General features: G+C 43.1%; 18 protein-coding genes and 2 pseudogenes. 3 read left to right on the top strand and 17 right to left on the bottom strand.

Annotated features, from left to right (window positions below):
• From ACT8YW_RS13300 to ACT8YW_RS13220, 17 genes and pseudogenes are all read right to left on the bottom strand, one after another.
• Positions 1-393: pseudogene (locus ACT8YW_RS13300) on the bottom strand (endonuclease/exonuclease/phosphatase family protein); the annotation flags it as partial.
• A 77-nt stretch (positions 394-470) separates the two neighbouring features.
• Positions 471-3,092, bottom strand: coding sequence for an ATP-binding protein (locus ACT8YW_RS13295; RefSeq protein WP_444105480.1), 2,622 nt, complete (start codon positions 3,090-3,092; stop codon positions 471-473).
• Between the two features lie 71 nt (positions 3,093-3,163).
• Positions 3,164-4,378, bottom strand: coding sequence for a glycosyltransferase family 2 protein (locus ACT8YW_RS13290; RefSeq protein WP_444105478.1), 1,215 nt, complete (start codon positions 4,376-4,378; stop codon positions 3,164-3,166).
• A gap of 38 nt (positions 4,379-4,416) precedes the next feature.
• Positions 4,417-5,277, bottom strand: coding sequence for a glycosyltransferase family 2 protein (locus ACT8YW_RS13285; protein WP_154030324.1), 861 nt, complete (start codon positions 5,275-5,277; stop codon positions 4,417-4,419).
• A gap of 58 nt (positions 5,278-5,335) precedes the next feature.
• The gene (locus tag ACT8YW_RS13280) at positions 5,336-6,490 is read right to left on the bottom strand and encodes a glycosyltransferase family 4 protein (protein ID WP_154030322.1); all 1,155 of its coding nucleotides are present in this window, start codon (positions 6,488-6,490) and stop codon (positions 5,336-5,338) included.
• A gap of 37 nt (positions 6,491-6,527) precedes the next feature.
• A complete protein-coding gene (locus ACT8YW_RS13275) occupies positions 6,528-7,655 on the bottom strand; it encodes a glycosyltransferase family 1 protein (RefSeq protein WP_444105475.1) in 1,128 nt (375 codons plus the stop codon).
• Between the two features lie 63 nt (positions 7,656-7,718).
• Complete coding sequence (locus ACT8YW_RS13270; RefSeq protein WP_444105482.1) at positions 7,719-8,630, bottom strand: SP_1767 family glycosyltransferase; 912 nt, start codon at positions 8,628-8,630, stop codon at positions 7,719-7,721.
• Positions 8,631-8,642: 12 nt separating this feature from the next.
• Positions 8,643-10,088, bottom strand: a pseudogene (locus ACT8YW_RS13265) (lipopolysaccharide biosynthesis protein); the annotation flags it as partial.
• 23 nt (positions 10,089-10,111) lie between these two features.
• On the bottom strand, positions 10,112-11,053 hold the full coding sequence (locus tag ACT8YW_RS13260; RefSeq protein WP_154030314.1) for a glycosyltransferase family 2 protein: 942 nt from the start codon (positions 11,051-11,053) through the stop codon (positions 10,112-10,114).
• Positions 11,043-12,212, bottom strand: a complete 1,170-nt coding sequence (locus ACT8YW_RS13255) for a glycosyltransferase family 1 protein (RefSeq protein WP_154030312.1) — start codon at positions 12,210-12,212, stop codon at positions 11,043-11,045. Before ACT8YW_RS13255 ends, ACT8YW_RS13260 begins: the two co-directional genes overlap by 11 nt.
• Positions 12,213-13,028: 816 nt before the next feature.
• A complete protein-coding gene (locus ACT8YW_RS13250) occupies positions 13,029-14,147 on the bottom strand; it encodes a glycosyltransferase family 4 protein (RefSeq protein ID WP_444105472.1) in 1,119 nt (372 codons plus the stop codon).
• Positions 14,148-14,174: 27 nt separating this feature from the next.
• Complete coding sequence (locus ACT8YW_RS13245) at positions 14,175-15,368, bottom strand: glycosyltransferase (RefSeq protein ID WP_444105470.1); 1,194 nt, start codon at positions 15,366-15,368, stop codon at positions 14,175-14,177.
• A 14-nt stretch (positions 15,369-15,382) separates the two neighbouring features.
• Positions 15,383-16,300 carry a glycosyltransferase family 2 protein gene (locus ACT8YW_RS13240; RefSeq protein ID WP_154030306.1) on the bottom strand — a complete coding sequence of 306 codons (918 nt, stop codon included), beginning with the start codon at positions 16,298-16,300 and terminating at the stop codon, positions 15,383-15,385.
• Positions 16,297-17,625, bottom strand: a complete 1,329-nt coding sequence (locus ACT8YW_RS13235) for an O-antigen ligase family protein (RefSeq protein ID WP_154030337.1) — start codon at positions 17,623-17,625, stop codon at positions 16,297-16,299. The genes ACT8YW_RS13240 and ACT8YW_RS13235 overlap by 4 nt, the downstream gene beginning before the upstream one ends.
• Positions 17,618-19,843, bottom strand: coding sequence for a GumC family protein (locus ACT8YW_RS13230; RefSeq protein WP_444105468.1), 2,226 nt, complete (start codon positions 19,841-19,843; stop codon positions 17,618-17,620). Before ACT8YW_RS13230 ends, ACT8YW_RS13235 begins: the two co-directional genes overlap by 8 nt.
• 11 nt (positions 19,844-19,854) lie before the next feature.
• The gene (locus ACT8YW_RS13225) at positions 19,855-20,604 is read right to left on the bottom strand and encodes a TolC family protein (RefSeq protein ID WP_154030302.1); all 750 of its coding nucleotides are present in this window, start codon (positions 20,602-20,604) and stop codon (positions 19,855-19,857) included.
• A 137-nt stretch (positions 20,605-20,741) separates the two neighbouring features.
• The gene (locus ACT8YW_RS13220) at positions 20,742-22,013 is read right to left on the bottom strand and encodes a BamA/TamA family outer membrane protein (RefSeq protein WP_444105466.1); all 1,272 of its coding nucleotides are present in this window, start codon (positions 22,011-22,013) and stop codon (positions 20,742-20,744) included.
• Between the two features lie 218 nt (positions 22,014-22,231).
• Here ACT8YW_RS13220 and ACT8YW_RS13215 point away from each other — a divergent pair, with 218 nt between their 5' ends.
• The 3 genes from ACT8YW_RS13215 to ACT8YW_RS13205 form a co-directional block, all read left to right on the top strand.
• The gene (locus ACT8YW_RS13215) at positions 22,232-23,626 is read left to right on the top strand and encodes a C1 family peptidase (protein ID WP_004326957.1); all 1,395 of its coding nucleotides are present in this window, start codon (positions 22,232-22,234) and stop codon (positions 23,624-23,626) included.
• Between the two features lie 171 nt (positions 23,627-23,797).
• The gene (locus tag ACT8YW_RS13210; protein WP_008647277.1) at positions 23,798-25,147 is read left to right on the top strand and encodes a Na(+)-translocating NADH-quinone reductase subunit A; all 1,350 of its coding nucleotides are present in this window, start codon (positions 23,798-23,800) and stop codon (positions 25,145-25,147) included.
• A 121-nt stretch (positions 25,148-25,268) separates the two neighbouring features.
• On the top strand, positions 25,269-26,316 hold a 1,048-nt coding region (locus ACT8YW_RS13205), incomplete at its 3' end, for an NADH:ubiquinone reductase (Na(+)-transporting) subunit B (protein ID WP_444105463.1).

The following is a 26,316-nucleotide window of genomic DNA, read 5'->3' as shown; positions in this document are numbered from 1 at the left end:
CTCTTTGCATGCATAACCGGTATGCTCATGATTCAAAGCCGCAACGTTGTAATTAGCAACAGTTAGAATACCAGGAGTATACGCGTTCATTTTGACCATTGGAGCCGAAGCCGGGCTGAAAAAAGGAGATTGAATCACACAACTAATATAGCTCCAGTTACTAAATATAGCAATCAGAGGGATGAAAACCCAACACCGCCAACGGATCGTCCAGTAGATGACAGAAGCAAGGTTAGCCAACAAAAGTATCGGTAAAATCAAACCGATGAAAGGCATAAATTTGAAACTATCCGGTGCGGCATTACCTACGAAGGCGCCCGCAATGGTAACTCCTGCCAAAATACTGGTCAGCACGATGGATATGTAATAAAACAGTCTGTAAAAGGCTTTCATCTAATCTAAGTTATTGGGTGATTATATCACTATTAAAGCGTTTTCTATACAATATGTACTCTATAATATGTGCCCTTTTACGGAGGCGACAACCATTTATGAATCATAGCTTTCAGCTTATCATCCGCTATCGGTTTAGCTATAAAATCATTGCATCCGGCCTCTTTTGCCGCTTTCCGGTCCTGCTCATAGGCAAAGGCACTTTGAGCAATGATAGGAACAGTGGCAGACAGCTCCCGAATGATTTTCGTTGCCTCCAATCCATCCAAATTCGGCATTTTGATATCCATCAGGATAAGATCGGGTTTCACCTCATCGAACATCGTGACAACCTCCATTCCGTCATGCGCACGAATAATCCGGTGCTCCTTACCTAAGATAGCCTCCAATAAATCAAAGTTACTGTCCGTATCCTCGGCAACCAAAATACAAGCATGCCGTGTATTTACAGCACTGCTCATACCTCCGCTCGTCTCATTATCATTCTTTTTCTCCGAATCTACACTCACGGATTCTGCAACCGTATATGGCAAAGTAAATGTAAACGTCGTTCCCTTGCCAAATTCGGAACTGACGGAAATCTTTCCACCGAGACGCTCAACAATAGACTTACAGATAGATAACCCCAATCCTGTGCCCTGCGCATGATTGTTCAACTTTGCAAAACGTTCGAACACACGTCCCACTTTCTCCGGCTCAATTCCCGTCCCTGTATCTGTTACGTGGAAAACAATCTGGTTGTCCACCAACTTGTAACCATAACTGATACTTCCCTCTTTCGTAAACTTGACAGCATTCCCAATCAGATTCGAAATCACCTGGAACACTCGATTCTTGTCCGTCTCAATCATCAGACTCTCGTCCGAAGACTCATAGACAAGGCTTACTCCCTGCGGAGTACGGAATATATGAGCATCGTGCACTTCCCGGCAGAGATTATGGAGACTGGCCGGTCCGAAGGAAAACTCGATGGTTCCCGATTCAATCTTCGAGAGATCGAGAATCTCGTTGATGAGTTGCAAAATACGCTCGTTGTTCGCGTTTACGATGTTGTAGTACGTCTTTCGTTCTTCCGCATCATCACTTTCGGCAATGAGATGCGAGAACCCCACAATAGCATTCAGCGGAGTACGTATCTCATGACTCATATTGGCAAGGAAAGCCGATTTCAAACTATCAGACATTTCAGCTTTCTCCTTCGAAGACAGTAGTTCCCGCTTTATCATTTCCAGTTCCGTGACATCCCATTCGATGCTGACGATGATAGGCGAAGACAATTCATCCCCATCCACCCGGATCTTCCGCTTGTCAAGGATAATCAGGTTTCCGTTCCGATCCTTTCCTTCCACCGTCCAGTGCATACCTTTTCCGCTGGTGGCCACTTGGATATCCTCCTGTCTCTTCTTCTCTGCCACGATAGGCGGATAGAAATCGAAGTCATTCTTACCGACAGGATCGTTCTTGTAAAGATCGCGGTTGTAGGCCTCCCGATTCCGGTAAATGTATCGGAAGTCGTTGTTGATTTCCTTCACTACAATCCCGGCAGGGAGATTGTTGATGGTCGTATCCATGATTTGGTTGAGCCGTTTGATTTGTGCCTCATACCGAATCCTCTCGGAAATATCATGAGCAAACGACCAGTAACTTTCTTCTCCGGAATCATTGGTCACGTTGTACATCGTACCTTCGTAAGCCAATATACCTTTATTGATTTTCGATGGATGATGAGCCACAAAGTTGCTGCTGCCACCGTGTATGACATCTTTACAACGTTCGTCCCAAGCCTCCTGCGTAGGCATATCTGCGGCAACATTGTAGATTTTCAACTGACTGATATCCTCACTTTCGGGAATACCGTGATTGCGCAGGAAACGACGATTGGCGAAGATGATCGTACCATCGGGTCTGGCGGCAAAGATACTCTCTTTGGCGTTGTTGATAGCGTGCGTCAACGTATTGATGTCATTTCTGCGGTGCTGTATGTCCGTAATATTCTGAATATACCCCTCGATGTTGAAACTACCGTCGGGGCGCTCTTCACGCAAATAAGTCTGGATACGCATATAGAAGATTTCCCCGTTCAGTCGGACACGATAGCTGATGCTCTCCATGTTGAGTTCCCTTTCGTTCACCCGACACCATTCCCTGAAACTCTGACGGTCTTCTTCTACAATCAGTTCCACATATTTCTCAATGGCAAGGTTCTGCACACTTTCTTCGCACAAAACACCAGTATATCCAAGATAATGAAAGATATTTTGGTTCGTATTGTACGTCCATTGTCCTATCTGGGCTACTTTTTGGATGGCTCGCAGGGTGAGATTCGCCTGCTCCAGCCGACGCTTTACGTTACTTCTTTGCGTGATGTCACGATATTGACAAAGCACCATGCCGTCATACGGAAACATGAGGCATTTGAAGTAGAAAATTTCGTCATTCAGCACCAGCTTGAAGTTCTTGCTGATGCTACGCTGTTCTTCGAGCACAATCTGAAAGATGGGCATCACCCTCTCTCTTGTATATTCCGGTAAAAGCTCAAATATATTTTTTCCTAAAAGTATATCCTCTTGCAGAAACCATAGATCACAATGAGGCTCAATGTCTACGCAGACGCCATGCCTGTCAACCAATAGCATTGTATCTGCCGTCAGTTTCAATATTCTTTGTGCGTTATTCGCATCATGTAATATTCTGTCCATGTCTGTTTTTTTATTAGATAATAGAGACTTATGTCTCTTATAAGGATAACAAAAGATTACGGCATTTGTTTCTACTTTTCAGCGCGTTTCGCCTTTTCCCAGGCTCCGCTTCCTTTTTTCTTCTTGAGATAGCGGATGCCTTTCAGCACATTGACATTCATAAATAAAAAGTAGTAGGGGATAAAGAGCAACTTGTTTTTTATCTGTTTCGTAGATAGGTAATATCCCCAATATCCCAACCCGTAAAAAAGAACCTGCATGGCAAGCAGCACTCCGTAAAATATCGTGGAACCACCCAACAGCAGAATCGCAATATTCAGCGGGAAGAGCGCAAACAACAGGAACGGAGTAATAGACCATCGCAATACCCGGTGCGACGTATATTGAAAGCTAAGTATCCCGTAACGGAAAGGATTAAGCAACGGACGAAGTCGCCAGATAGACTGCAATCCTCCCGCAGCGATGCGCACTTTCCGCTTTTCTTCTTCGCGCATATCTGCCGAACCGCTTTCGATAGCGTAAGCATTGGTGCAATAAGCAATGGTATAACCTTTCATGGTGATCCGGAGCGAAAGAATAAAATCGTCGAGCAACGTATCCGGCTCCATCGCTTCGAACAGTTCGTTACGCACGGCAAACAGTTCGCCTGCTGCTCCTACGGCAGAGTAGAGCCGTGCATCAAGTGCTTTCAGGGTTGATTCGTATTTCCAGTAAATACCTTCACCACCGGCAGCCGCCCCGTCTTTGGTCTGCACGGCAATCCGTTTTTCACCAGCCACGCAGCCCACTTTCGGATCCTGGAAAGCAAGCACAATTTCCCGTATTGCCTCCCGGTTCACCATCGTGTTGGCATCCGTAAAAACAACGAGCGGAGTGTCCACCAACGTCATTCCACGTGTCATTGCAGCCGTCTTACCTTGCCGGAGCGGTTGGAAATGTACGGTCGCTTTCCCCTGCCAACGCGTCTGCAATCGTTCGTTCGTACCGTCATCGCTGCCGTCCGTCACCCATACGATGTGCAGCTTGTCCGCAGGATAATCCAGCTCAAGACTGTTTTCCATCTTCTCGTCCACTACATCTTCTTCGTTGAATGCCGTAATGAAGAGGGTAACTTCCGGCAGGTCTGCGTCTGATGCCGGCAACGAACGCTTCACAGGCTTCACGAAAAGCTCTTTCAACTTGACAAGAACGTAAAGCACAATTCCGTAGCCCAGATAGGTGTAGAACACAATGAATAGGGCAAGCCAGAAAATGATTTCAAGGCAGAGGGTAATGGTTTCGTTCATAGCTGTATATGTTTATGACTTCTTCTTTATTTATTTGCTCACTTATTTCTTTTTATGAGATTATTCTCCTCGTCCTTATACTCTTTTTTCTTGGTAAAAATGCTGCCTATACCTTTCAGTCCCTTGATAAAGCGTATTTTGAAACTGTTGAGCAGCCCACCATCGTTATTCAACGTTCCATATCCTGTCATCACTCTGGCTTTTCTGGAATGGATGAAAATAAGTTTACCGTAGGGCTTCATTGCTAGAGCCAGCGATCCGTCTTCCCCTCGAATAATATCTTTTCGAAACCCGAATCTTCTGCCTAGCTCGGTGTTGAATCCGAATGTCATACCACGAACACAGAGTTCCGGACGTTGTATAGCCTGAATAGTCAGATGAAGATCTCTTAATGTTTCATAAAGCCATAACCCGAATTTAGAATGTGTTTTATCAGGAATAAAGCTCCACAGACTGAATGTACCGACTACCCCTTTCTTCCTCAATTCTTTGATATGTGTTTCGATATAATGGGGAGGGTATATGGTATCGGCATCAATGCAAATATGGTAAGCTCCTTTAGCCTGATTCAGTCCGCATTGGCGGGCATGTCCAGGTCCTTTTTGCACCTCATTGGAGTAAGTAACTCCTAGTTGTTTCAATACCTCCTCCGTATGGTCCGAAGAGTTATTATTGATGGCCAATATTTCGATAGGAAAGTCACACTGATTCTCACAAAGCGACCATAAGCAGCTCAATAAACGAGTCTCTTCGTTATGGCAGATGAGAATGACAGATGCTAGAGGTTGTTTGTTTTCAGATAACCTCTGTAATTTATTTCTAACGGAATCAATTATTTTTTGTGGTGCTGAAGCGAAAGGCTTCTCATAAACTTGTATATATTTAGAATACCATTTCATGAATTATTTTTTTTAGGGTGAACTAATTCTTCAAGCGTCTTTGTCCATATCGGGCATTTTAATTATTTTTTGCCGCGGCGACCAAACTTTCGAACAACTTTTTCCATTGTTCGGCAATATATTCTATTTTGAACCGTTGCACATCAGCGCGAGCTTGGCGTCCCATTTCCTTACGGGTTTCTTCGTTTTCTATCAGATAGCAGATTTTCTCCGCCAATTCTTCTATATTTCCATTTTCCACCAATAGTCCGTCCTTTCCGTCGTTGATGATGTCACGAGGACCGCAAGGACAGGTGAACGAAACAGGAGGTACGCCACATGCCATTGCTTCAATAATTACCATTCCGAATCCTTCGAAACGGGAGGAGAGGACAAAGACAGAACTTTCGCAATATTTTTCAACGATGTTAGGCACAGCGGGTTCGAGAATACAACTGGAGGTGACTCCCAAAGAATCAATCAACTGTTGAAGTTCCGCCCGCATACCTTCTCCGTAGATGCGTAGCATCCAGTCAGGATGCTTTCGGGTAACGAATTGCCAGGCAAGAATTAAACGATCAAATCCTTTCTGTGGTACGTAACGTCCCGCGGCTATTACCTGTTTGCGACTACCGTCAGCTATTTGTTCGGGAAAAAAAGGAAGAGGATTGTAAATAACTTCTACATTTGTTAATTCAGTCCATTCGCTGGCATCCTCATGGCTCAATACAATAAAACGTTCCAGTTGGCGAAGTTGTCGGGTCAGTTGAATTCTCCAGAATTTTCTGACGATAGCGCGTATGAAAGAGGGCAAGCGGCTATTGCTGAAATCCCGGTAATTAGACTTGTTGAAATGTATCTCTCCCAGTTTGATACTACCGTCCGTCAGTTTATTGATAAAGTTGATGTCACGTCGTAACAGAGAGATGGTGATATCAGGTTTTATTCGGCACAAGTGTTCATTCAGTTTCTTTTTGAATAACCTTTGCTTAGCCATGTATTGTGGAATCTTCTTATAGAGAGGCAATTTATTCAGATGTGAATAATTAATATTCAGTTGGTGAACCGTGATGGATGGATGTAAGTCATAATAAGGTTTCCGACCTTCGCCATCTGTCAGGAATATGTGTATTTCGTAACCGAACACTTCGGCAAAATAATTAGCTTTCAGTGTCAATACTCGTTCCATGCCGCAAGGGTAGTTGAGGGCGGGGATACAATAGGCTATTTTCATATTTATCGGAATATTGTTTGTTAATAATTGTATTTTTTTATCTTGCTTTAGGCCTTATAGCGTCGATTACCTTTTGCATCTGCGCTTTCCATGATAGCGGACGGACAGATTCGCGTATCTCCACAGGTGTCATTTTCAAGGTCTTCCGGAAGTCGATAAGTTCCTGAACATTGACTGGAGATTCATCGGGTGGCACCTTCCATACGTATGGCATGTGGTCGAAGTCTTCATCGGTTTCCGAGTAGGTGAAAGCGAGTCCCCGCGCGGCATATTCGCGGTTTTTCAGGGTTTTGATATAAGTGATTCCACTGCGGTGCCGCCCCAGGCTACCGATGGCGAAATCAGCCTTTTCAAATAGGATATCCAATTCCTCACCATGCAAAGGACCGTGTAGGAGGACATAGGGTTCTAGATTATTATTACGGATAACCGGTAGGATTGCTACCCGTTCCCGTTCGCCGGACAGTGGACCTATGATGTGAAAATATACTTTATATTCCGGATGGTTGCGGTAGTAATCTGCCATTCCGTTTACAAGACGGTCGAAGCCATGCCAATAATGTACTTCCGCTACTCCAATCAGGTGTAACTCTTTCGAGATATCGTTCTGCTGACGTTTCATTTTGATTGCCTCAAAATCAATTCCGTTTGAGATGCGTATAGTGTTTCCGCCAAAGATTTTTTTCGCATTAGAAAAGGTGATGATTCCATCTAGTGCCTTTGCGAGCTGGTGACGGAAACAACGGTCGATAGCAAGAAAAAATTTCATAGAGCGGGTGACGTACTCTTGATCGTAAGGATAGGTGGGAATTTCCATCATCACTTTAGCGCCTGTCTGTTTCAGCCGTTTTACTAGTCTCAAGGTGAAAGGGTTGGCGTTATGATAAGAACGTATATATACGAATTCGATTTTTTCGCGGCGTGCGTAGTCAATGATTGGTGAGTAATAAACACGTTTCCATATCTTTGCAGCGAAGCCTGTGCCAAAATCGGCAATCACTTCGTTGTCCACCATCCAACGTCGTTCGCCATAAGGAGTAATATCATAATGACATAGGCGAACGTCTACTCCGCAGTCTTTAAGGGCTTTCACCTGATAATGTATTTTCTTACTAATTCCGTTAGCCTCATTGAAGCCGTGGAATATAAGGAAAAGAGCTTTCATTTGTTTTTTTGTATTCAATAATTGTTTATTCTGTTTTTCTTTCTCAAACTGTTTTTTTCTTCCTCAAACGATTTTAGCGATGATTTGTTTCCGGTATTCATCTCCGGCATCCGCCACTTCGCCGGCTATGGCGGTTTCGTTTACGTACTTTCGTTCCAGTTTTACTTTTTTGTGAGCACCCATCCGCCACCATTCATACTCTACGTCTACATGACCGAAATCGATAGCCTGATACCCGGCTTTAAACAAATCGTATGCCAATACAGTGGCTGTGGGTCCGAGGGAAATCATAATCAATGCTTCTTTTTCCACTCTGCAGGCTTCACGTTTGATATCTTCCAAACGTTCGAATGCATCTCTGGACGGGCATAGGATACGGCGGATACTCCGGGCATTGTCGAAGAGGTCATTTCCTACTCCTAGCCGGCTTTTTTCCCCTTCAATAAAAACGATATCCCGGTTGTTCCAAATACCCTTCATGTCGTGGAACCATCGGGCGGCATTTTCTTTGTGGACAAAATCCATATAAGGGCGAGTGATGAATGCATTGTAATATCTCCGTTCTGCTACCAGCAAACGGTCCCACCATGAACCATATATATAAAGATGAGTTCTCCAGAAACGACGGCTTTTGCGGTGATAACGATATAGATTGCAGAAGGTGTCAGCTATACAAACGATATGCCCTTTTTCATTACTTTGCAGTATTTCGACCAGTCTTTGGGCCAATAAGGGATCTCCTTTCTGAAAATGGAGCTCCTTTTGGGAATTTGTGAGTAGCATTTCGCCATCGCCAAATCGGCTGACAGAACAGCGGTCGTCGATGATTTTACGTATCGTTTCGTCAATGGAAGCTACTTGCGGTATGATTTTTCTTTTTTTCCGTAAAACGATGTACCAGAAATTATACCATTCCACAGTACTGCCATATCTTATTTTATAGCGTAGCGTAATAATTATGTTGCGTATATTCATAGCTATAAACTTTTTTTTTCTTAACGACCGCACTTTGCCGATAATATCGTACTCATGTGTCATCTGAATATAAATGCCAAAGATAATAAAACTAACGATACCTTTAGCAATAATTGTCACAAAAATGTTCATCCCTTCCAGCGTATACTGCATTGGAATGAGGATTATTGCTATCAAAATGCTAACCACCAACGGAGAAATAAGCTGACGGATGAACAGCCGGGCACTTTGTCGGAAGGTCACCCGGTACATCTGCCAATAACACTGTATGAAGTTGATGGTGAACGTCACTACAATGCAACTTGCCACTGCTGTCAGCGTTCCGAAATGGAAGATGCCGAGCAAGATGCCTGCCACGTTGAACGCGGACGAAAACACTCCGCACACAAACAAACTCCGTGTATCACCTGCCGCCTGAAAGATGGAGCCGGATGAAGAGAGTATAATCTGAATCCCTACGGAGAGCGACAGTATCCGGAACACAGGTACGGACGGCATCCATTGATTACCGAAAATGATGAGCGTCACTTCCTCTGCCGTGAAGAAGAGCAGCACGCTAAGCGGCAGGCCGATAAAAGCGAGGAAACGGACGATACGTTCGTAGGAACTCAACAGTTTTCCCTTGTCATTCTGGAAATCGCTGAAAATAGGGTGCATCACCGGAGTGATTACCTGCGTGATATTCTGCAAGGGCAGCATCATCAGACGGTACGATTTCTCGTAATATCCCAGATCGGACATATTCATATATTTACCAATCAGCAGTTTGTCCAGGTTACGGCTGAAATAGTTGATGACATTGAACAGGAACTGATAGGCGGAATAGGAAAATATCTTCCGGAGTATCGTCAATCCCAGGGTGAAACGTAACCGTTGCGGGTAACGCTGAAAGGAAATCACGAATATCAGTACGCTGGATACGATCGGATTGATAATCAATGCGTACAGTCCTGCTCCGCAGAGGGCGGCGGTTATGGCGGCTACACCTGCCGAAATCTGGATGACGAAGCTACGGATGGCTATGAATTTAAATTCTTTGTTCCGGTAGAACAATGCTCCCGGCACGATGGTGGCGGAGGCGAAGAACAAGTTGACGGATAGCAGTTGACATAGTGTTCGCAGGATTTCGCTTTCATAATAGTCAGCGATAATCCATGAGGCTGCAAAAAACAACGCGCTAAGTCCGATACCCGTCCACACGGTAAATGAGAAGATATCCGATAAGTCATCTTTAGTCAGCGATTTGTGCTGGATGATGGCCGGAGATACTCCCATGTCGGTAAGGAGGTTGAAAAATGCGATGATTACAGTGGCTACGGCTACTATTCCGAAGTCGTCCGGTGATAGCAGACGAGCCAGTACTCCTGCCACAATAAGGGAGATTATGATACCACTGTATTTGGCCAGTGCAGTGTAAAATACCCCCGAAAATAATTGGTGCTTGATATTGTTGACCATTACAGTAATTACTTTTTGAGTGGTTAGTGAATAATAGCTTTAAAGAGTAATGCCCCTATCGTTCGGGTTGATACATATTTTTTATACTTGCAAAGACAGAAGAAGGCTAATCGGATACGTTCTTTCCATTCAAGTGTATGTGCCTGCCACACTGCTGCATCAAGCATTTGTGATAGGTATAAGTCTATAATAAACTTAGTTTCATGTAATGTTGCTTGTTTTTTGAAATCAAGTATTTCCCGTGTGACTACAAGATACCCCTCTATATTCCGTATCGTGAATTTGCTGGTCATTGTAGAGTTTTGCCTCATGCGACGGTGGAAGAAGGTACGTTGGATACAAGCGGTTCTTGTCCCTTTTAGATAGAGTAAAGTCGTAAATAGCTGGTCTTCGTGCACGATGCCCGAATAAAACAGCAAACTATGTTTTTTAAGAAAACCGGTATGGATAAAGTGCAAGCAAACAGAGGGGGTATACTCGTTATTTTGTAATTGGATTTTAAGGGCTTCATGGCCGGTGTAAATTTTGTCTTCCAACTTTTCTGTATGCTTATAATTCAGTGTTGGAGCATCTTTAACGTCATTTTCAAAAAATGTCAAAGCGTCAAAAAAAACAAAATCAAGCTGTGCTTCTTTACATTTATTGTAGCACAGTTCCATAGCATCTTCTTCTAACAGGTCGTCACTATCCATAAAGTAGATGTATTCTCCATGTACGTGCGAGATGCCTGTATTGCGTGCAACTGATACCCCTTGGTTGGGTTGTGAGTATACTCGTATACGATAATCTGTATGAGTTAATTTTTGTACAATATCCAAACTTCCGTCTGATGATCCGTCGTTTATAATTATTATTTCCAATTCTTTCAGGGTTTGGCTCATGACGCTTTCCACTGCTTGACGGACATATTTTTCGGTATTATAGACAGGGATAACAATGCTAACTTTTATTTTATTATATTCCATGCTTACTGTATTCAGTGATAGATTGTTGATGTGAGCGGGGATACAATCTTTTACTCAAATTTTTGTAGATTTCGACATACATTTTCCCTGTCTTTTTTATGCTCATATTTTCTATGGCATATTGATAGTTCACTTCTCCCTTTCCCCACGCGACCATCTGTCGGGCTTCTTTCAGTGCCCGTATGATGTCGGCTTTATTATCCGGGCAGAAAGTCGGATTGCCCGTATTTCTCAATAATTCGCCCATGTTGCCTGTATCGGGGCCTACGGCTACTTTGTGGAAGAGAAAAGCAAGGGGAATATTGGCTGAATTTAGCACATCTTTTCGCTGGATGAGTATTATATCAGAAGCAGCTATATAGTAGGGAAGATCGCAGTTGTCTATCAGCTCGTCGTTGGCTCCCGCCTGTAATTTGAACATACGGTTGAGCAGTGGCATGAGCAGATAATATCCTATTCTTGAAGCCCATCGTTTGATGAAATTCTTGCCATAGTTGTTGCGTCTTGAAAAAGGGTAGAAGCGCGGAGCTAACAGCATTTTGCGTTCCTCGTCCCAGGCGCGGAACGCTCCGAGCACCATGCGTATTTCTCCACGGTTGCGGAATTTTCCGAAAGCAGTAACAATGAATGCCTCTTGCGACAGGTTGAGATATTGGCGTGCACGTTCCACACTGATATCTTCTTTGTAAGTGTATTGGTAGATGTGGTGAGGAATCACTACATTCTGGCTGCCAGGGTATTTTGTGAGAAATTCGTCGTGGCTGAAACGTCCCATGTGTACGACGATATCACTCTGCGATTCGATAATATCGTAGGCCCGACTGATGATTTTATTAGCATAATGCGGACGGACATTGTGCCGTGTGTAGATAAACCGTGTTCCTCGTGAACGAAAAAAACGGATACGCTCTTCTAATCGGCGAATAGTGTCGGGGTCGCTACATGTCCAACCTATAACTTCTTCCGGCCACTGGAAATGTATGATATCATAAGCCGTATTCGAGTCCCAAAACTCTTTTATGGAACATCGCACGTCAATGCCATCCATCCTGATCGCATCGCACAAAATGGGTACGAACAAATTGTCCGTATCTCCGTTTTCTCTAAAGACAATGAGTGCTTTTACCGATGGATTGCTTGTGCCTTCACTCTCATTCATGTTTTTTCCTTTGATTTTGAACAGCTAAGCTGTGCTACAAAGGTAATAAAAAGATATGAAAATAACTATCTTTTTTAATCTTCTTTTCATTGCTTGGCTCCTTGGGCGAACCATTCTTCTTCTTGTTCGTACCAAGCTTCCTGTATTTCAGAAGTATAACCTCTCTTTGTTGGCATCTCTGTCTAGTTCTTCCACGTCATCCGACTGTTGCCGGAGGAGTAACTGACTCGGATTGTGGTTGAGCAATTCACTGGAATCTACGAAGTTGATAACACGGAAAAAACATTCAGCTAATACATAGTGAAAAAATATCTATCATACTATCATTCATTTTAATAGTCATCTAACTATCAGTATAATACATATGATAGATAGCTTCCGAAAAATGTATCTATCATACTTTTACCAGTAAAATAAGTTATCTATCATTGACAAAATAGCCGTATAAGGACCATATAGGTGTAAGATAGCTTGTTTTTGTCACAATGAAGCCATATAAATCCGATTATTGTGGCTTAATAATCCAACTGTAATGGCGATAAGTTTATAGCCCACACCTATGAGCCATAAAGCCCGCATGTGTAGGCTGTACGGTTTACATATGTGTGCTGTACAGCCTGCGTATGTGAACTATAGAAAAACTAACGCTCCCAATAGATTATTAAGCTGTTAAATACAGCTTATCATCCTATAAAGTGTGCATCCTTATGCCTTTAAATGGGTATTCTCACCTAATACTATACTAAAATAAACACAGTATAGGCGTGATAGATATCCGTTTGTTGTAATCTTTTTATTATTTCTATTTATTAGTTTTTATTTAGCAAACTCTTTATATATATCTAGTAGCGACTTAGCTGTGCTCCGCCAAGAGTACTGTTGACTGCGTTTTAATCCATATTCTACTTGTTGTTGGTAGAATGTTTCGTCATTTTCCAATTGCAGTATTTTTTCTGTAATGTCTTTAGTGTTGAAGGGATTGACAAGTAAAGCTCCTTCACCAGCTATTTCAGGCATGGCCGATGTGTTTCCTGCAATGATGGGCGTTCCGCAGGCCATTGCTTCTAACATTGGAATACCGAAACTCTCGCGAAGTGAAGGATAAAGGAATGCGAATGCACCACCGTAAAGTGCTGGAAGGTCGGTATTCGCAATGTATCCGGGAAAGTGAATATAACTTTTGATTTCAGTAATCTTTTCTTCTTCCAGGATTCGGTCAACAGCGTCTTCTTTGAGATCGGCAATAAGTAATGGTAGCTTTTGTCCTGACTGTTTAAGGTAGTCACTGTATGCTTTCAGTACTCTTGGAGTATTCTTTTTAGGATCAGTGTTTCCCAAAAAGAATAGGTAATTTTCTGCATCAATATACTTCCGGGTTATTTCCGGAGCTTTCGGTTGCAGATGGAAGTGCCTATTGAAGCCATTGTATACGGCTACCAGTTGCTCTTCAGGTAAATGTAAAACATCAAGAATCCGTTTACGTTCAAATTGTGAGACAGTGATAATTTTTTCACAGTTGGCTAGTACACGTGGGACTACCATTCGGCGATAAAACCAGCCCATCTCCTGATACCAGGTGAAGCTAGAAGAGTGACGTTTTTCCAAATAAATAATGTCATGCAGTGTTAATATCAATGGCACCGGGCATTGTAATGGGGCAGTATTGCTTGTGCAGTGCAACAAATCGGGCATAACCTTTTTTACTGCACGTGGAAGAGCCACTTGTTCCCAAAGTGGGTAAGTGGGGCATTTTAGTTCGATAATATGCACATTCTCCGATTCTTCCAAGCATCTGTCTTCACCAGGAGTAACGAAAATGAAGTATTCGTTTTCATGGTCAATTTTTTGCAATTCCCGAATACTTTCAAGAGCAACGAAATCCATACCATGTTTGTTGGTGCGGAAGATTCGTTGAGCTTCAATAGCGATTTTCATAATTTCTCTCTTTGACTATTATACTCGTTATTTATGGTGTTCACCATGTTCTGTATGGATGAACTTCTTGTTGGCTCCTTTCAATTTAAACAAGTTGCCTATCATGGTGAATGCCAGCATAGGCATTTTGGTGATTGCTTTCCCTACTTGTCTGGTAAACAGCTGACCACCTGGCACGGGTAACATCATGGCCGCTACTTGCGCTGCCGACAGTATCCACCATTTGATAGCCATCGTCCATTCATATCCGCCATTGAACAAGCTTAATACAACGCCGATAACGGTGAAAACGAATGTCAGTCCAAAAACTCCTGCCAATTGAATCAATCGTGGAGGAAGCATCCATTGGCATATCTTGTCGCAGTAGTCGAAATTTCCTTGTAAGAGTGCTTTGGGCAAGTGAGGCAGCGAAGCACGGAGTGCGCCGAATTGTGCAGCTATCCAGCGTTTGCGCTGGTTGCTGATGGCCTCTTTTTTTTGTGTTTTCTCATCGAACACAAGCAAGTCGGGCAGGTAAACGGTATAGATGCGCTGTTGCAAAAGCATGGCTTCCAATTCTTTGTCTTCACCTGCTGTCTGGAGATATTTCACATTCTGATGAAACCATTCTGCTTCGAAAGCCATTCCCGAACCGGATAGTCCGGCAGAAAGTCCTATTGCATTATGTCCGCTGCGGAAGAAGCCATTGTTTATTTCTTCGCTAGCGCTGTCGAGAACAGAAATGTCTGTGTTCAGGTTCTTTCCTGTACGGTGAGCTTGTACGGATTTTATGCCACTATCAAAAACACGGTTGATTGTGGACAGAAAGTCGGGCGTAGTCATGTTATCCGCATCCATAATGACTACAATGTCGTATGCTCCTGTATCAATGGAATCCATGGCCATGGCCAGTGCTTTGGCTTTCGAACTTTCTGTGTAATTAGCCATTAACAGGCGAATAGGAAGGGCTTGCAGAGCTTCGTTTGTTTCCGGTTTCATCTGATCGGAAATGACTATGACATCATAGAGTTCCTTCGGGTAATCTTGCTCAAGAAAACTCTCTATGGAAGCAAGAATCACACGGTCTTCCTTATAAGCAGGAAAGAGTACAACGATGCGTCGGAGCGTACGGGCTTCGGGATATTGGGGGGGCCGGTAAAACTTGGAGGCAATAGCGTATAGCAATAGGTAGCATACGCAAAACACCAAGGGAATGTAGAGAATCCAGTCGATAATGTTCATAGTATCTTGAGTTTTTATGCGTTTTTACTGTTTTTATTTGATGAGGACATGAATAGTCCTGTGCAGACTCCATAATAGACGGAACAAAACAGATCAAAACGGCCTTTGAAGGCGAATGACAGACTGTTTTTTCCGGCAGCAACAGTGCTCTGATAGAGCACGGACATCAGTCGCTCCATGCCTTTCATGTTACGTCGGGCATAGAGCAGGCGATTCCGCGTCAGGAAATAGGTGCGTAGCTTGCTTAGTTGTCCGGTGCTCTGGCTTTCCTTATGAAAAACAGTGCAACGGGGCTCATACCACAGTTCATAACCGGCACGTGTCATACTTGTGCTCCAGTCCAGTTCTTCGTAATAAAGGAAGAAAATTTCCGGCATCATTCCTACCTTTTCAATCACTTCGCGCTTAATCATCATAGCTGCTCCATGCAAATAAGGAGTGGGATGGGGAGTGTCGTAACTGCCGTCGTCCGGGCAGTCAAACCCCAGCATATTATTGCGCAGGGTTACTTTCGTTAGGGGAGTAAATCCTGCAAATTGTATGTGTTGCGGCGGAAAGGCGAAACGTATTTTAGGAGACACGCCTCCGATTTCCGGACGACTTTCCAGTCGTTCCACCAAATAGGCGATTTCATCGGATTCGATATAGGTATCGTTATTGATAAGAAAAATGTATTTGCCTTTTGCTGCACGGATTCCCATGTTATTGCCACTGGAAAAGCCTCCGTTCTCATTGCTGCGGATACAGATAACCGTTGGGTATAATTCGTGTATTTTCGCTGCTTCATCTTCACGTGAAGCATTGTCTACCACTATGATTTCATAGCTCACAGACTTCAACTTTTTGTGCAGTGATTCTATCAATTCACATGTGTCTTTAAATCCGTTGTAACAGATGGTAATAAATGATATGTCGGGAATATTGTTTGTCATTCTTGTTTGTTAGTTAGTTTCGTTATTGGATAGCTGCCTCTCTTTTTCTTTACTTTCTTTTTTTCTTCACTGATGCGCTTGTCGATATGTGGAGCTGCAAAGCAGAGTGCAAAGCCTATATATACGGGTAACTGGTTGGGGTACTGCATGATGTCGTTGACATAACTAGCGATGAAAAATCCGGCATCCATACAGAGCCATGCCGCGATAAGTCCCCGCAAGCTTTTGTTGCGTACTTTAAACATGAGTATCCAGGAGCACCAGGCGAAAAGAATACCATGTATGGAAAGGTAGAGTATCAGTCCGACAATTCCCGTTTCTACCCATACGCTGATTAGCCATGAGTCGGGAGGGTAGGGCATCTGCTCTTTGGATTCGAAATTACCAGCTTTAGACAGTCCGATGCCGTAACCTAGTGGTTTCTTTGCCATTAGCTCTTTCATCCTTTGTCGGTTTTCAACACGCACCTGGTATGAAGCATCTGTAGATGGATGGAAAGATGAACGCATTTTGTGGATATATTGATTGCCGCTTCCGATATTGGTGTAGTTGAAAAACACGAAAACACTGATAGAGATGATTATACCTCCCAATAATGCTTTCCAGTTTTTGGCAATAACGGTTACCATCAACATTCCTCCCATGATAACTCCCATGGCTGCACGGGTTCCTGAAATTCCCATTCCGTAAAGTCCCCCGATAGCAATGCAGAGGAAGTAAATGCGTAGCCATTTGGACTCCACAAAAAAAGCGGAGATGGTAAATACCACAGCGGACATGGCAGCGTGTACTCCGTAGTTTGCTGCATCGGAGAAGCAGGAGAAATAGCGGATACCTGACCAAATGATATGAGTACGCCACCCACCCAGCACGTGTAAAAAATAGAGGTCTTTGGAGCTAAAACCATAGTTTTTCTGCCAATAACCTTTTATAGTAAAAATGAGGACAAATACTGACCAGATAATCAGTAACAGTTCAATATCTTTTTTACTGCGAACGATAAGTGGAACAACAAAGGCGCATATTAAAGGTATCAGCGCATAGGGGGTAAGGTTGATATTCCATGCTGCCTGCACATTGTTAGGATTTAGAATCTCAAGAAGATAGAAACATAACCATACTGCGAACATGTAGGTCATTATATTTTGTCCTAGTTTCCAGTTTGTTTGTTCATCGTTGCTAAGTTGTACCAAACTGATAGTCGTAAACAACAAAATGCTTGCCATTGAGAACAGTCCTACCTTGATATTTATCAACATACCTCCTGCTACCAGCACAAATTGTAGAGCAAACAAGATATGGAAAGTTACTATCTTATTATTCATCATCGTCTTCTTCCTCTGCCTCTTTATCCTTTTTATTTAGATTGAATTTGATTTTTTCTGTAAGTGACAGTTGGCTAAAACGATAGCTGATTCTACGTAACAAGGTGTATGGTGGAAGCTGCCCTGTAAAGTCTTCCTCTGCTTCACGACCGGCGTTAGTCAGGCATATGCGGAATGGAACCTCCGTTTTACCCATTTGCATCATGAGTTGTTCGCAGAGTTGCTTATCGATAGTTTTCCATCCGCGATCTGCCGGGCATATCAGAATATTGGCATTAGAGTCGTGTAGCAGTGCGGTCGGAATATTACTTTTCGACAATGGCGGGTAGGCTACGATCAGTATGTCTTCTCCTTGCAGGGTGTAAAAGTCGGTGATTTTTTTTGCTAACAGATATGGAGATGAGTTTGTGTTGAAATCTTCTCCGTACATGATAAATCTAGTATTTAACATGCGACTTTGCAGATATCCACAGAGCATATTTCCGATTATTTCCTCACCGGAGTTTTCGCTGGTACTGAATAGGTTGATAATAAACACACCAGGCGATTTTCGCTTGGTTAGGAAGCGGAGAAGGGAATTACTTAACTCTTTGATAGAAAATTCGACGTAAGTTTTGGTGAGTCCACCGTAGCGGGCTGAAGATGGGTTGGGAACGGCTCCTATTACTTTAAATCCGGTTACTCGCTTGGTTCGGTTAGCATCGCGCAATGTTCTGTCAAGCATTTCAATCAACAGCAATATAGCAATGATTATTAAAAAACTACCTACACAAGCAGCTATTATAATCTGTTTACGGTTGGTTGAATTGGGTGCAATTGGATAAGTAGGCTCATTAAGTACTTTCAATGTAGCAGAGGTCATTTCCAGATTTTTCTTTCTCAACAAGGCTTCATTGTAGCTCTGTAACACGGTCAGATAACTACGCTCTGTGAAGTTAATGGAGCGCTCTTTTTGCTTGATGGTAGTACCCACAGGAGCAAAAAAGACGTAACGGTCATTCAATTCCCGTCGGGCATTTTGTACGATTTGTAGTTCTGCTTTGGCTTTTTCAAACAATAATGTTTGTTCAAGCCATTGGTCAATAATACTGGTCCGTGATGCACCTTCTTTGGTATATTTGTGCCCTACATAGGAGGTGGTCAAATCATTCAGTTCTTGTTTAAGTTCGTTTAACCGCGTTTTGTCTCCTGTTAAGGATGCTGCATCTTTTTGTTTCGAATCCGTCATTGCTTCAGCTTCCGAAATTTTACTGGTGATGTTGGAAGCTTCTCTTAGTTTGTCCACAAACTCTATATTCTTGAGCACCTGCTTGGCATTACTATCCATGTGTTTTTCCAACTCTTCGAGCATCGACTTGGTACTATTGTATGCAAAGAGCGCATCTTGTTCTCGTAGCTCGAACTCTTTACTGATAGCTGCTATCTCTTTCGTTTCATCAAGATAGTTGATGATACGTTTCTCGACATTGTATTTGGTCAGGTCATCTTCTTCCGAATTGAGCTTTTTACCAATCCGTTTCAGTTCTTCTTCAAAGTATTTAATCACTTTGTCCGTTTCTCCATAACGGATACGGCGGTATTCTTCTACAAATTCATCCATTAGGATGCGTACCGTATTATAGGCAATGCCCGGGTCGCCGGAAGAGTAGCTGATGTCCAATAAATCACTTGTTAGCCGGCGTTGCACTTTAATGCCTTTCAAAGCATTGTAACTGTAAAAGGGGTGATTGTAGTAGAACATTTCATATATGTAGTTACCTTTTTTCGGGCGCATATATGCTTCCAGATTAGCTACCGTTTTATCCTCGCTTGATTTGTCGATCAACTTGAGTATTTCTGGTCCGTGCGGACTATTTTTTAAATGATTGTAGGTGTAATTGTAACTGGATGGGGTGACTCCATCGTTTTCGTTGTCGGGATTTCCCTGGATAAGTACTCGGGCAAATAAACGCAGGAATACTCTTTTTAGAGTGCTTTCGGCTTGCATGATACTTATCAGGTTGTCCATGGAATTCTGTACTGTTGCCCAGTCTGTACGTTTGTCGCTTTCCAGATTATATCCGGAGGCTACTCCTGTATAAAGGGTTGCTTTCACATCATATCCACCTTGCATATGGCGTGTATAATATATGACCAGCAATGTGAAGATAGAGGTCCCTATCAATATTAGCCAACGATGGCGAAAGAGGGTTCGTATGATGGAAATGATAAAATTCATATGTTGGTCTTTTATTTTCTTATTAAAGGAGTACGTGAAATAACCTCGAGTATCATCAAGCTTTTTGTTAATTCAAACTTGCTGTTTTCGTATGCTTCACGTGCAGTTGATTGCCTTTCTTTATCGGTAGCCAACTCTGCTGACTCTATTGTTCCATTTGCGAAATTTTTTTCGGATATTTCATATTGCACGTTGGCAAGTACCAGACTCTCGCTCCTCATTTGAAGGAGCTTTATCTGTGAGGTGACCACTGTGTACATTTCTATAATGTTCTTTTTGATCTCATCGTACTTGATTTCCCGTTCTAGTTCCGCACTCCGCAGTGTGAGTCTTTGTCGGCTGACACGTCCTTTGAGATCAAAAAGGTTATCTAATGGAATACTTAAACCTGCGCCTACCGTGTAGCCGTTCTGTGCCTGGGTGGAGTAGGTGAGGTATGGAGCGACTGCCACGTCTGTGTAGGTGGACTCATTGCCGAACATTCCGTATTGATAGCTTCCTCGTAAACTGAAGAAACCCAGAAATGACCATTTCTCTTTTTGGAGTAATTTACGTTCTATCGTCGCTTTTACGTCTGCCATCTCATAGATGGGACTGTTTTTAGCGTTTTCGAATAAAACAGATAGCGGAGGGAGAACAATCTTACTATAATCTTCTTCACTTAGTTGAGAATAGTCAGATACTTCTTGTGCAACTACACGGGTGGTAGAAATAAATATTAATAGCAACCCCGAAAAAATATATACTATAAATTGCTTCATAAAAAAAATCTATTATTTGCTCTTGCTGTGTTATAGCTTGCGCAAATATAAGGATTAATTTTATTTATGTGCAGTATTTTATTATCTATTTTGCAATCTTTCGTGCAAATTATGTACAGAACGTCGCTTAAATAGTGTCAGAAGGCTTCTGTCATGTTGAAGTAGAACAAATTCTGCTTGTTCACCATGTCTCTTCCGAAGTCGAGGCGTACATTCATACGGGGTTGAACTTCAATGCGTAACCCTAATCCGAGGTTGGGAAGCACACCTTCTATCTTGCCTGGAGTGGGTCCCATGAATCCGCATCCTCCCCAGGCTACATATCCTATATGACTTAACATCTTTTTTACCCAAGTGCTTTTGTCCGTATTTATCATCTGGCGGTATTCGGCCATCATGACATGCGAGGACTTGTCGCGAAACTGTCCCATGTAGTAACCGCGAAGATCGAAGGGGGTTCCGCTAAGTACATATTTTGTTAGGGGTACATCTCCGAATGCGTTTTTGCTTTGCACTGTCCAGGCTATCACTTTGCGGCGTCCTACTGTTTTGTATTGGCGGTAGTCGATTTCCAAACGGTAAAAGTTATTATCGCTGCCGAATACCTTGTTATACATCATTCCCCGAAAGTCGAGGTAAGTTCCGCTATATGCATTTGCAGGAATATCACGTGTGTCATACGTCAGCAGGAAACCAAGTCCGGAACTGAAATTTTTGTATCCGTGTTCTGTTCCTCCTGCCGCTATATATGAGGGCTCATTAACCATTCCGGCAGCCGGTTTGGTAATTTTATCATAGTTCAAATCGACTTGGGGACCTGCAAAAATATTGCTTTCTCCCAGACGGAACAGGAACCAGGGGTTTACTTGGATGCCGCTATAACGGTATTCACTGGTATCTTCTCCACGTTCATAATCTTTATTAGTGGAATATCCGATGCCATAAAAATTTTCGATTGTATTTTTATATGAGAAAGTTCCGAAGATACGGAAGCGGTCGCCTTTAAAAAAGAGCTGTGGTTTTGTCATCAGGTTCAAGCCGCCTTTGAACATCAAGGCAATGGCCATCGGCACTACCGAACGTCGTTGGGTGGTATCACTCGGATTCATCCGGAATGTCATCAGTGCGCTACCGCCCACCAGTAAACCAAAATCCGGCGTATAACTGGGACCACCCAATATGTTATAGTGTAAATTCCGGTTTGCCACGCGCTGGCGACGCAGCTCGCGCTTTGAAAGGACAGGAATGGTATCTGACGAGATGTCTTCAATATCTGTAGGAGTAGTATCACTGATAGAAGTTGTAGACCTTTGCAGTTCATCGCTCTTTACTGCCGTACTGTCAGCCGCGGCTGACATCATATTGATGGATGGAAGCATCATCAATATTCCTATTATATATTTCTTCATAATTTCTCTGTGAGGAATTCGACTGCAAAGAAAACTCTTTTATTCCGATTAGTTTTGATATTCTTAGATAATAAATCTAAAAAAGAATCGTATTTTTGCGGAATATGATGTTTTTCGATATGCTGATAAATAAAATCGCATGATTTAATCTCATACATTTAAGCCGTATTTATTAGTGTATCATGATCTGTCAGCCTATTAATTAATTACTTATATCAATGAATAAACAGATTTTATCAATTTTTGTTTTATGTGCTTTTTCTTATTCTACACAAGCGCAAGAAGTGAAAGGAGGCATCAGCGACTCCATGATGCAACAAATCAAGCAGAGTTACGCAAACACTCCTACTGACAAGGCTATCCGCAACGCTATCGGTAGCAACGACATTCGTAAACTGGCTCTCAATCAGGATAACCTGAAAGGGATGGACACACATTTCTCCATCAAAGTGCCTTCCAAAGGTATCACCGATCAGAAATCTTCCGGCCGTTGCTGGCTTTTCACAGGTTTGAATGTGATGCGTGCCAAAGCGATCGCCAAGCATAACCTCGGTTCTTTCGAATTTTCGCAAACTTATCCTTTCTTCTTCGATCAACTGGAGAAAGCTAATCTCTTTCTGCAAGGTATTATCGACACCAGCAGTAAGCCGATGGATGATAAAATGGTGGAATGGCTCTTCCGCAATCCTTTGAGTGACGGTGGAACATTTACCGGTGTAGCCGATATTGTCAGTAAATACGGGCTTGTTCCCAAAGATGTGATGCCGGAAACCAACAGTAGTGAAAATACCTCCCGTATGGCAGGTCTGATCGCCCTGAAACTTCGTGAACAGGGGCTTCAACTGCGTGATCTCGCTGCGCAAGGTGCTAAACCTGCTGCCCTTGAGAAAACAAAAACAGAGATGTTGAGCACCATCTACCGCATGTTAGTGTTGAATCTCGGTGTTCCTCCTACTGAATTTACCTGGACTGAATATAACGCTAAGGGTGAGCCTGTGTCTACCGAAACTTACACTCCGCTTTCTTTCCTGAAAAAGTATGGTGACGAAAAACTGATTGATAATTATGTCATGTTAATGAATGATCCGAGCCGTGAATATTATAAGTGTTATGAGATAGACTACGACCGCCACCGTTACGACGGCAAAAACTGGACGTATGTCAATCTTCCCATCGAGGATATCAAAGAAATGGCTATTTCTTCTCTCAAGGATAGCACGATGATGTATTTCTCTTGCGATGTAGGTAAGTTCCTAAACTCTGACCGTGGTCTGCTGGATGTCAAAAACTACGACTACGAATCTCTTATGGGTACTTCTTTTGGCATGAACAAGAAGCAACGCATTCAAAGTTTTGCCAGTGGCTCCAGTCACGCCATGACTCTTATGGCTGTTGATCTTGACAAAAACGGAAAACCGACGAAATGGATGGTTGAAAATAGTTGGGGCCCTGCTGCCGGTTATCAGGGTTATCTCATCATGACGGATGATTGGTTTAACGAATATATGTTCCGTCTAGTAGTAGAAACGAAATATGCATCGAAAAAAGCTCTCGAGGTGTTGAAACAGAAGCCTATCCGACTTCCTGCTTGGGATCCTATGTTTGCTGAATAGTTCTTTTTCTTTGCTTCTTACTTTGGTTTCAAGACAAAAGAAAGAAGATATGTGCACGAACACGAAAGGAATTACGGATATTTTTCCGTAATTCCTTTCTTTTTTCCTCCCGAATCCCAATCTTATTTATTACTTTTGCGGCAAATTTATGAAACCATTATTTTATCTAGCATGGCAAATGTAATAAAGTTACGTAAAGGCCTTGACATAAACCTGAAAGGTAAAGCTGCTGAAACGTACGCAACAGTAAAAGAACCGGGGTTCTACGCACTCGTACCCGATGACTTTCCTGGAGTGACGCCTAAGGTAGTCGTGAAAGAGCAGGAATATGTAATGGCTGGTGGACCCTTGTTTATCGACAAGTATCATCCTGAAGTGAAATTTGTTTCGCCGGTGAGCGGCGTGGTGACGAGTGTTGAACGTGGTGCTCGTCGTAAGGTGTTGAACATCGTTGTGGAAGCTGCTGCAGAGCAGGACTATGAAGATTTTGGGAAGAAGAATGTTGCTTCGATGGATGCTGAAGCAGTGAAAACCGCTTTGTTGGAAGCCGGACTTTTCGCGTTTATCAAACAGCGCCCTTATGACATCATTGCTGACCCGACGGTCACTCCGAAAGGAATCTTTGTATCCGCATTCGACACTAATCCGTTAGCTCCGGATTTCGAGTTCGCCCTCAAAGGTGAAGAAACAAACTTCCAGACAGGACTTGATGTTCTTGCCAAACTGGCAAAAACCTACCTGAATATCAGTGTGAAACAGAACGCTGCTGCACTGACACAGGCTAAGAACGTTACAATCACCGCATTCGACGGACCGAACCCTGCAGGTAATGTAGGCGTTCAGATCAACCACCTCGACCCCGTATCCAAGGGCGAAACGGTATGGACTATTGATCCGCAAGCCGTAATCTTCATCGGTCGCCTCTTCAATACAGGCCATGTAGATTTCACCCGTACAGTAGCTGTGACAGGTTCCGAAGTGTTGAAACCTGCATACTGCAAACTCCAGGTAGGCGCATTGCTCACCAACGTGTTTGCCGGCAATGTAACAAAAGACAAAGACTTACGCTACATCAGCGGTAACGTGCTGACAGGAAAGCAAGTTTCTCCGAATGGATTCTTGGGCGCATTCCACAGCCAACTGACTGTTATCCCCGAAGGTGACGACATTCACGAAATGCTCGGATGGATCATGCCGCGCTTCAACCAGTTCAGTGCCAACCATTCTTATTTCAGCTGGTTGATGGGTAAGAAGGAATATACGTTGGATGCCCGCATCAAAGGTGGCGAACGTCACATGATTATGTCGGGTGAATACGATAGGGTATTCCCGATGGATATCCTGCCCGAATATCTGATTAAAGCAATCATCGCCGGTGACATCGACCGTATGGAAGCACTTGGCATCTATGAAGTGGCTCCTGAAGATTTCGCTCTTTGCGAATTCGTCTGCTCTTCGAAGATGGAACTGCAACGCATCGTTCGTGCCGGACTTGATATGCTCCGTTCGGAAATGGCATAGGAGAATTAAAAAAGTAAAAAGTAAAAATTAAAAATGATAGTTGAGACTTTATGAAATTGTCTTCTGGTAAACACAGCGTAGCCTTTTCTCGATTCTCAATTTTCAATTCTCAATTTAATAAATGAAAGCGTTAAGAAATTATCTCGATAAGATAAAGCCGAACTTTGAAGAGGGCGGCAAATTCCACGCATTCCAGTCGGTGTTTGACGGCTTCGAAACATTCCTGTTCGTGCCCAACAAGACTGCGAAAACGGGAACGCACATACATGACGCAATTGATAGCAAGCGCATCATGTCGATTGTGGTTATTTCGTTGGTACCGGCTTTGCTGTTCGGTATGTATAACGTAGGTTACCAGCATTTCACTCACACGGGTGCTAGTGGTAGCTTTATCGAAATGTTTGCATACGGATTCCTGGCAGTACTGCCTAAAATTATCGTATCTTATGTAGTAGGTTTGGGTATTGAGTTCGTGGTAGCTCAATGGAAGAAAGAAGAAATACAGGAGGGATTCCTCGTTTCCGGTATCTTGATCCCGATGATCGTTCCGGTAGACTGTCCGCTGTGGATTCTTGCCGTAGCTACTGCATTCTCTGTTATCTTCGCAAAAGAAGTATTCGGTGGTACAGGTATGAACGTTTTCAACGTTGCGTTGATTACTCGTGCATTCTTGTTCTTCGCATATCCGACTAAGATGTCCGGTGACGCCGTTTGGGTGTCAGGCGACAGTATCTTCGGTCTGGGACAAAGCGTAGACGGACTTACCGTTGCTACTCCGCTGGGACAAGCTGCTACATCTGGTAGTGTTCCTGCATTTAACATGGATATGATTACAGGTCTGATTCCGGGTTCTATCGGTGAAACCAGTGTGATCGCTATTCTGATAGGTGCGGTTATCTTGCTTTGGACAGGCGTTGCTAGTTGGAAGACAATGATTTCTGTATTTGTTGGTGGTGCATTTATGGCATGGGTATTCAACTCAATCGGCATGGAAAACAACACAATGGCTCAAATGCCTTGGTACGAACACCTCGTTCTTGGTGGTTTCTGCTTCGGTGCCGTATTTATGGCTACTGACCCTGTGACTTCCGCACGTACGGAAAGAGGTAAATATATCTTCGGATTCCTGATCGGTGTGATGGCTATCGTTATCCGCGTACTGAATCCGG

It is taken from the genome of Bacteroides sp. (assembly GCF_052357945.1).
Lineage (GTDB): Bacteria > Bacteroidota > Bacteroidia > Bacteroidales > Bacteroidaceae > Bacteroides.
Note: the sequence above shows the minus strand (reverse complement) of the source record. Positions and strands in the feature narration are given on the sequence as shown.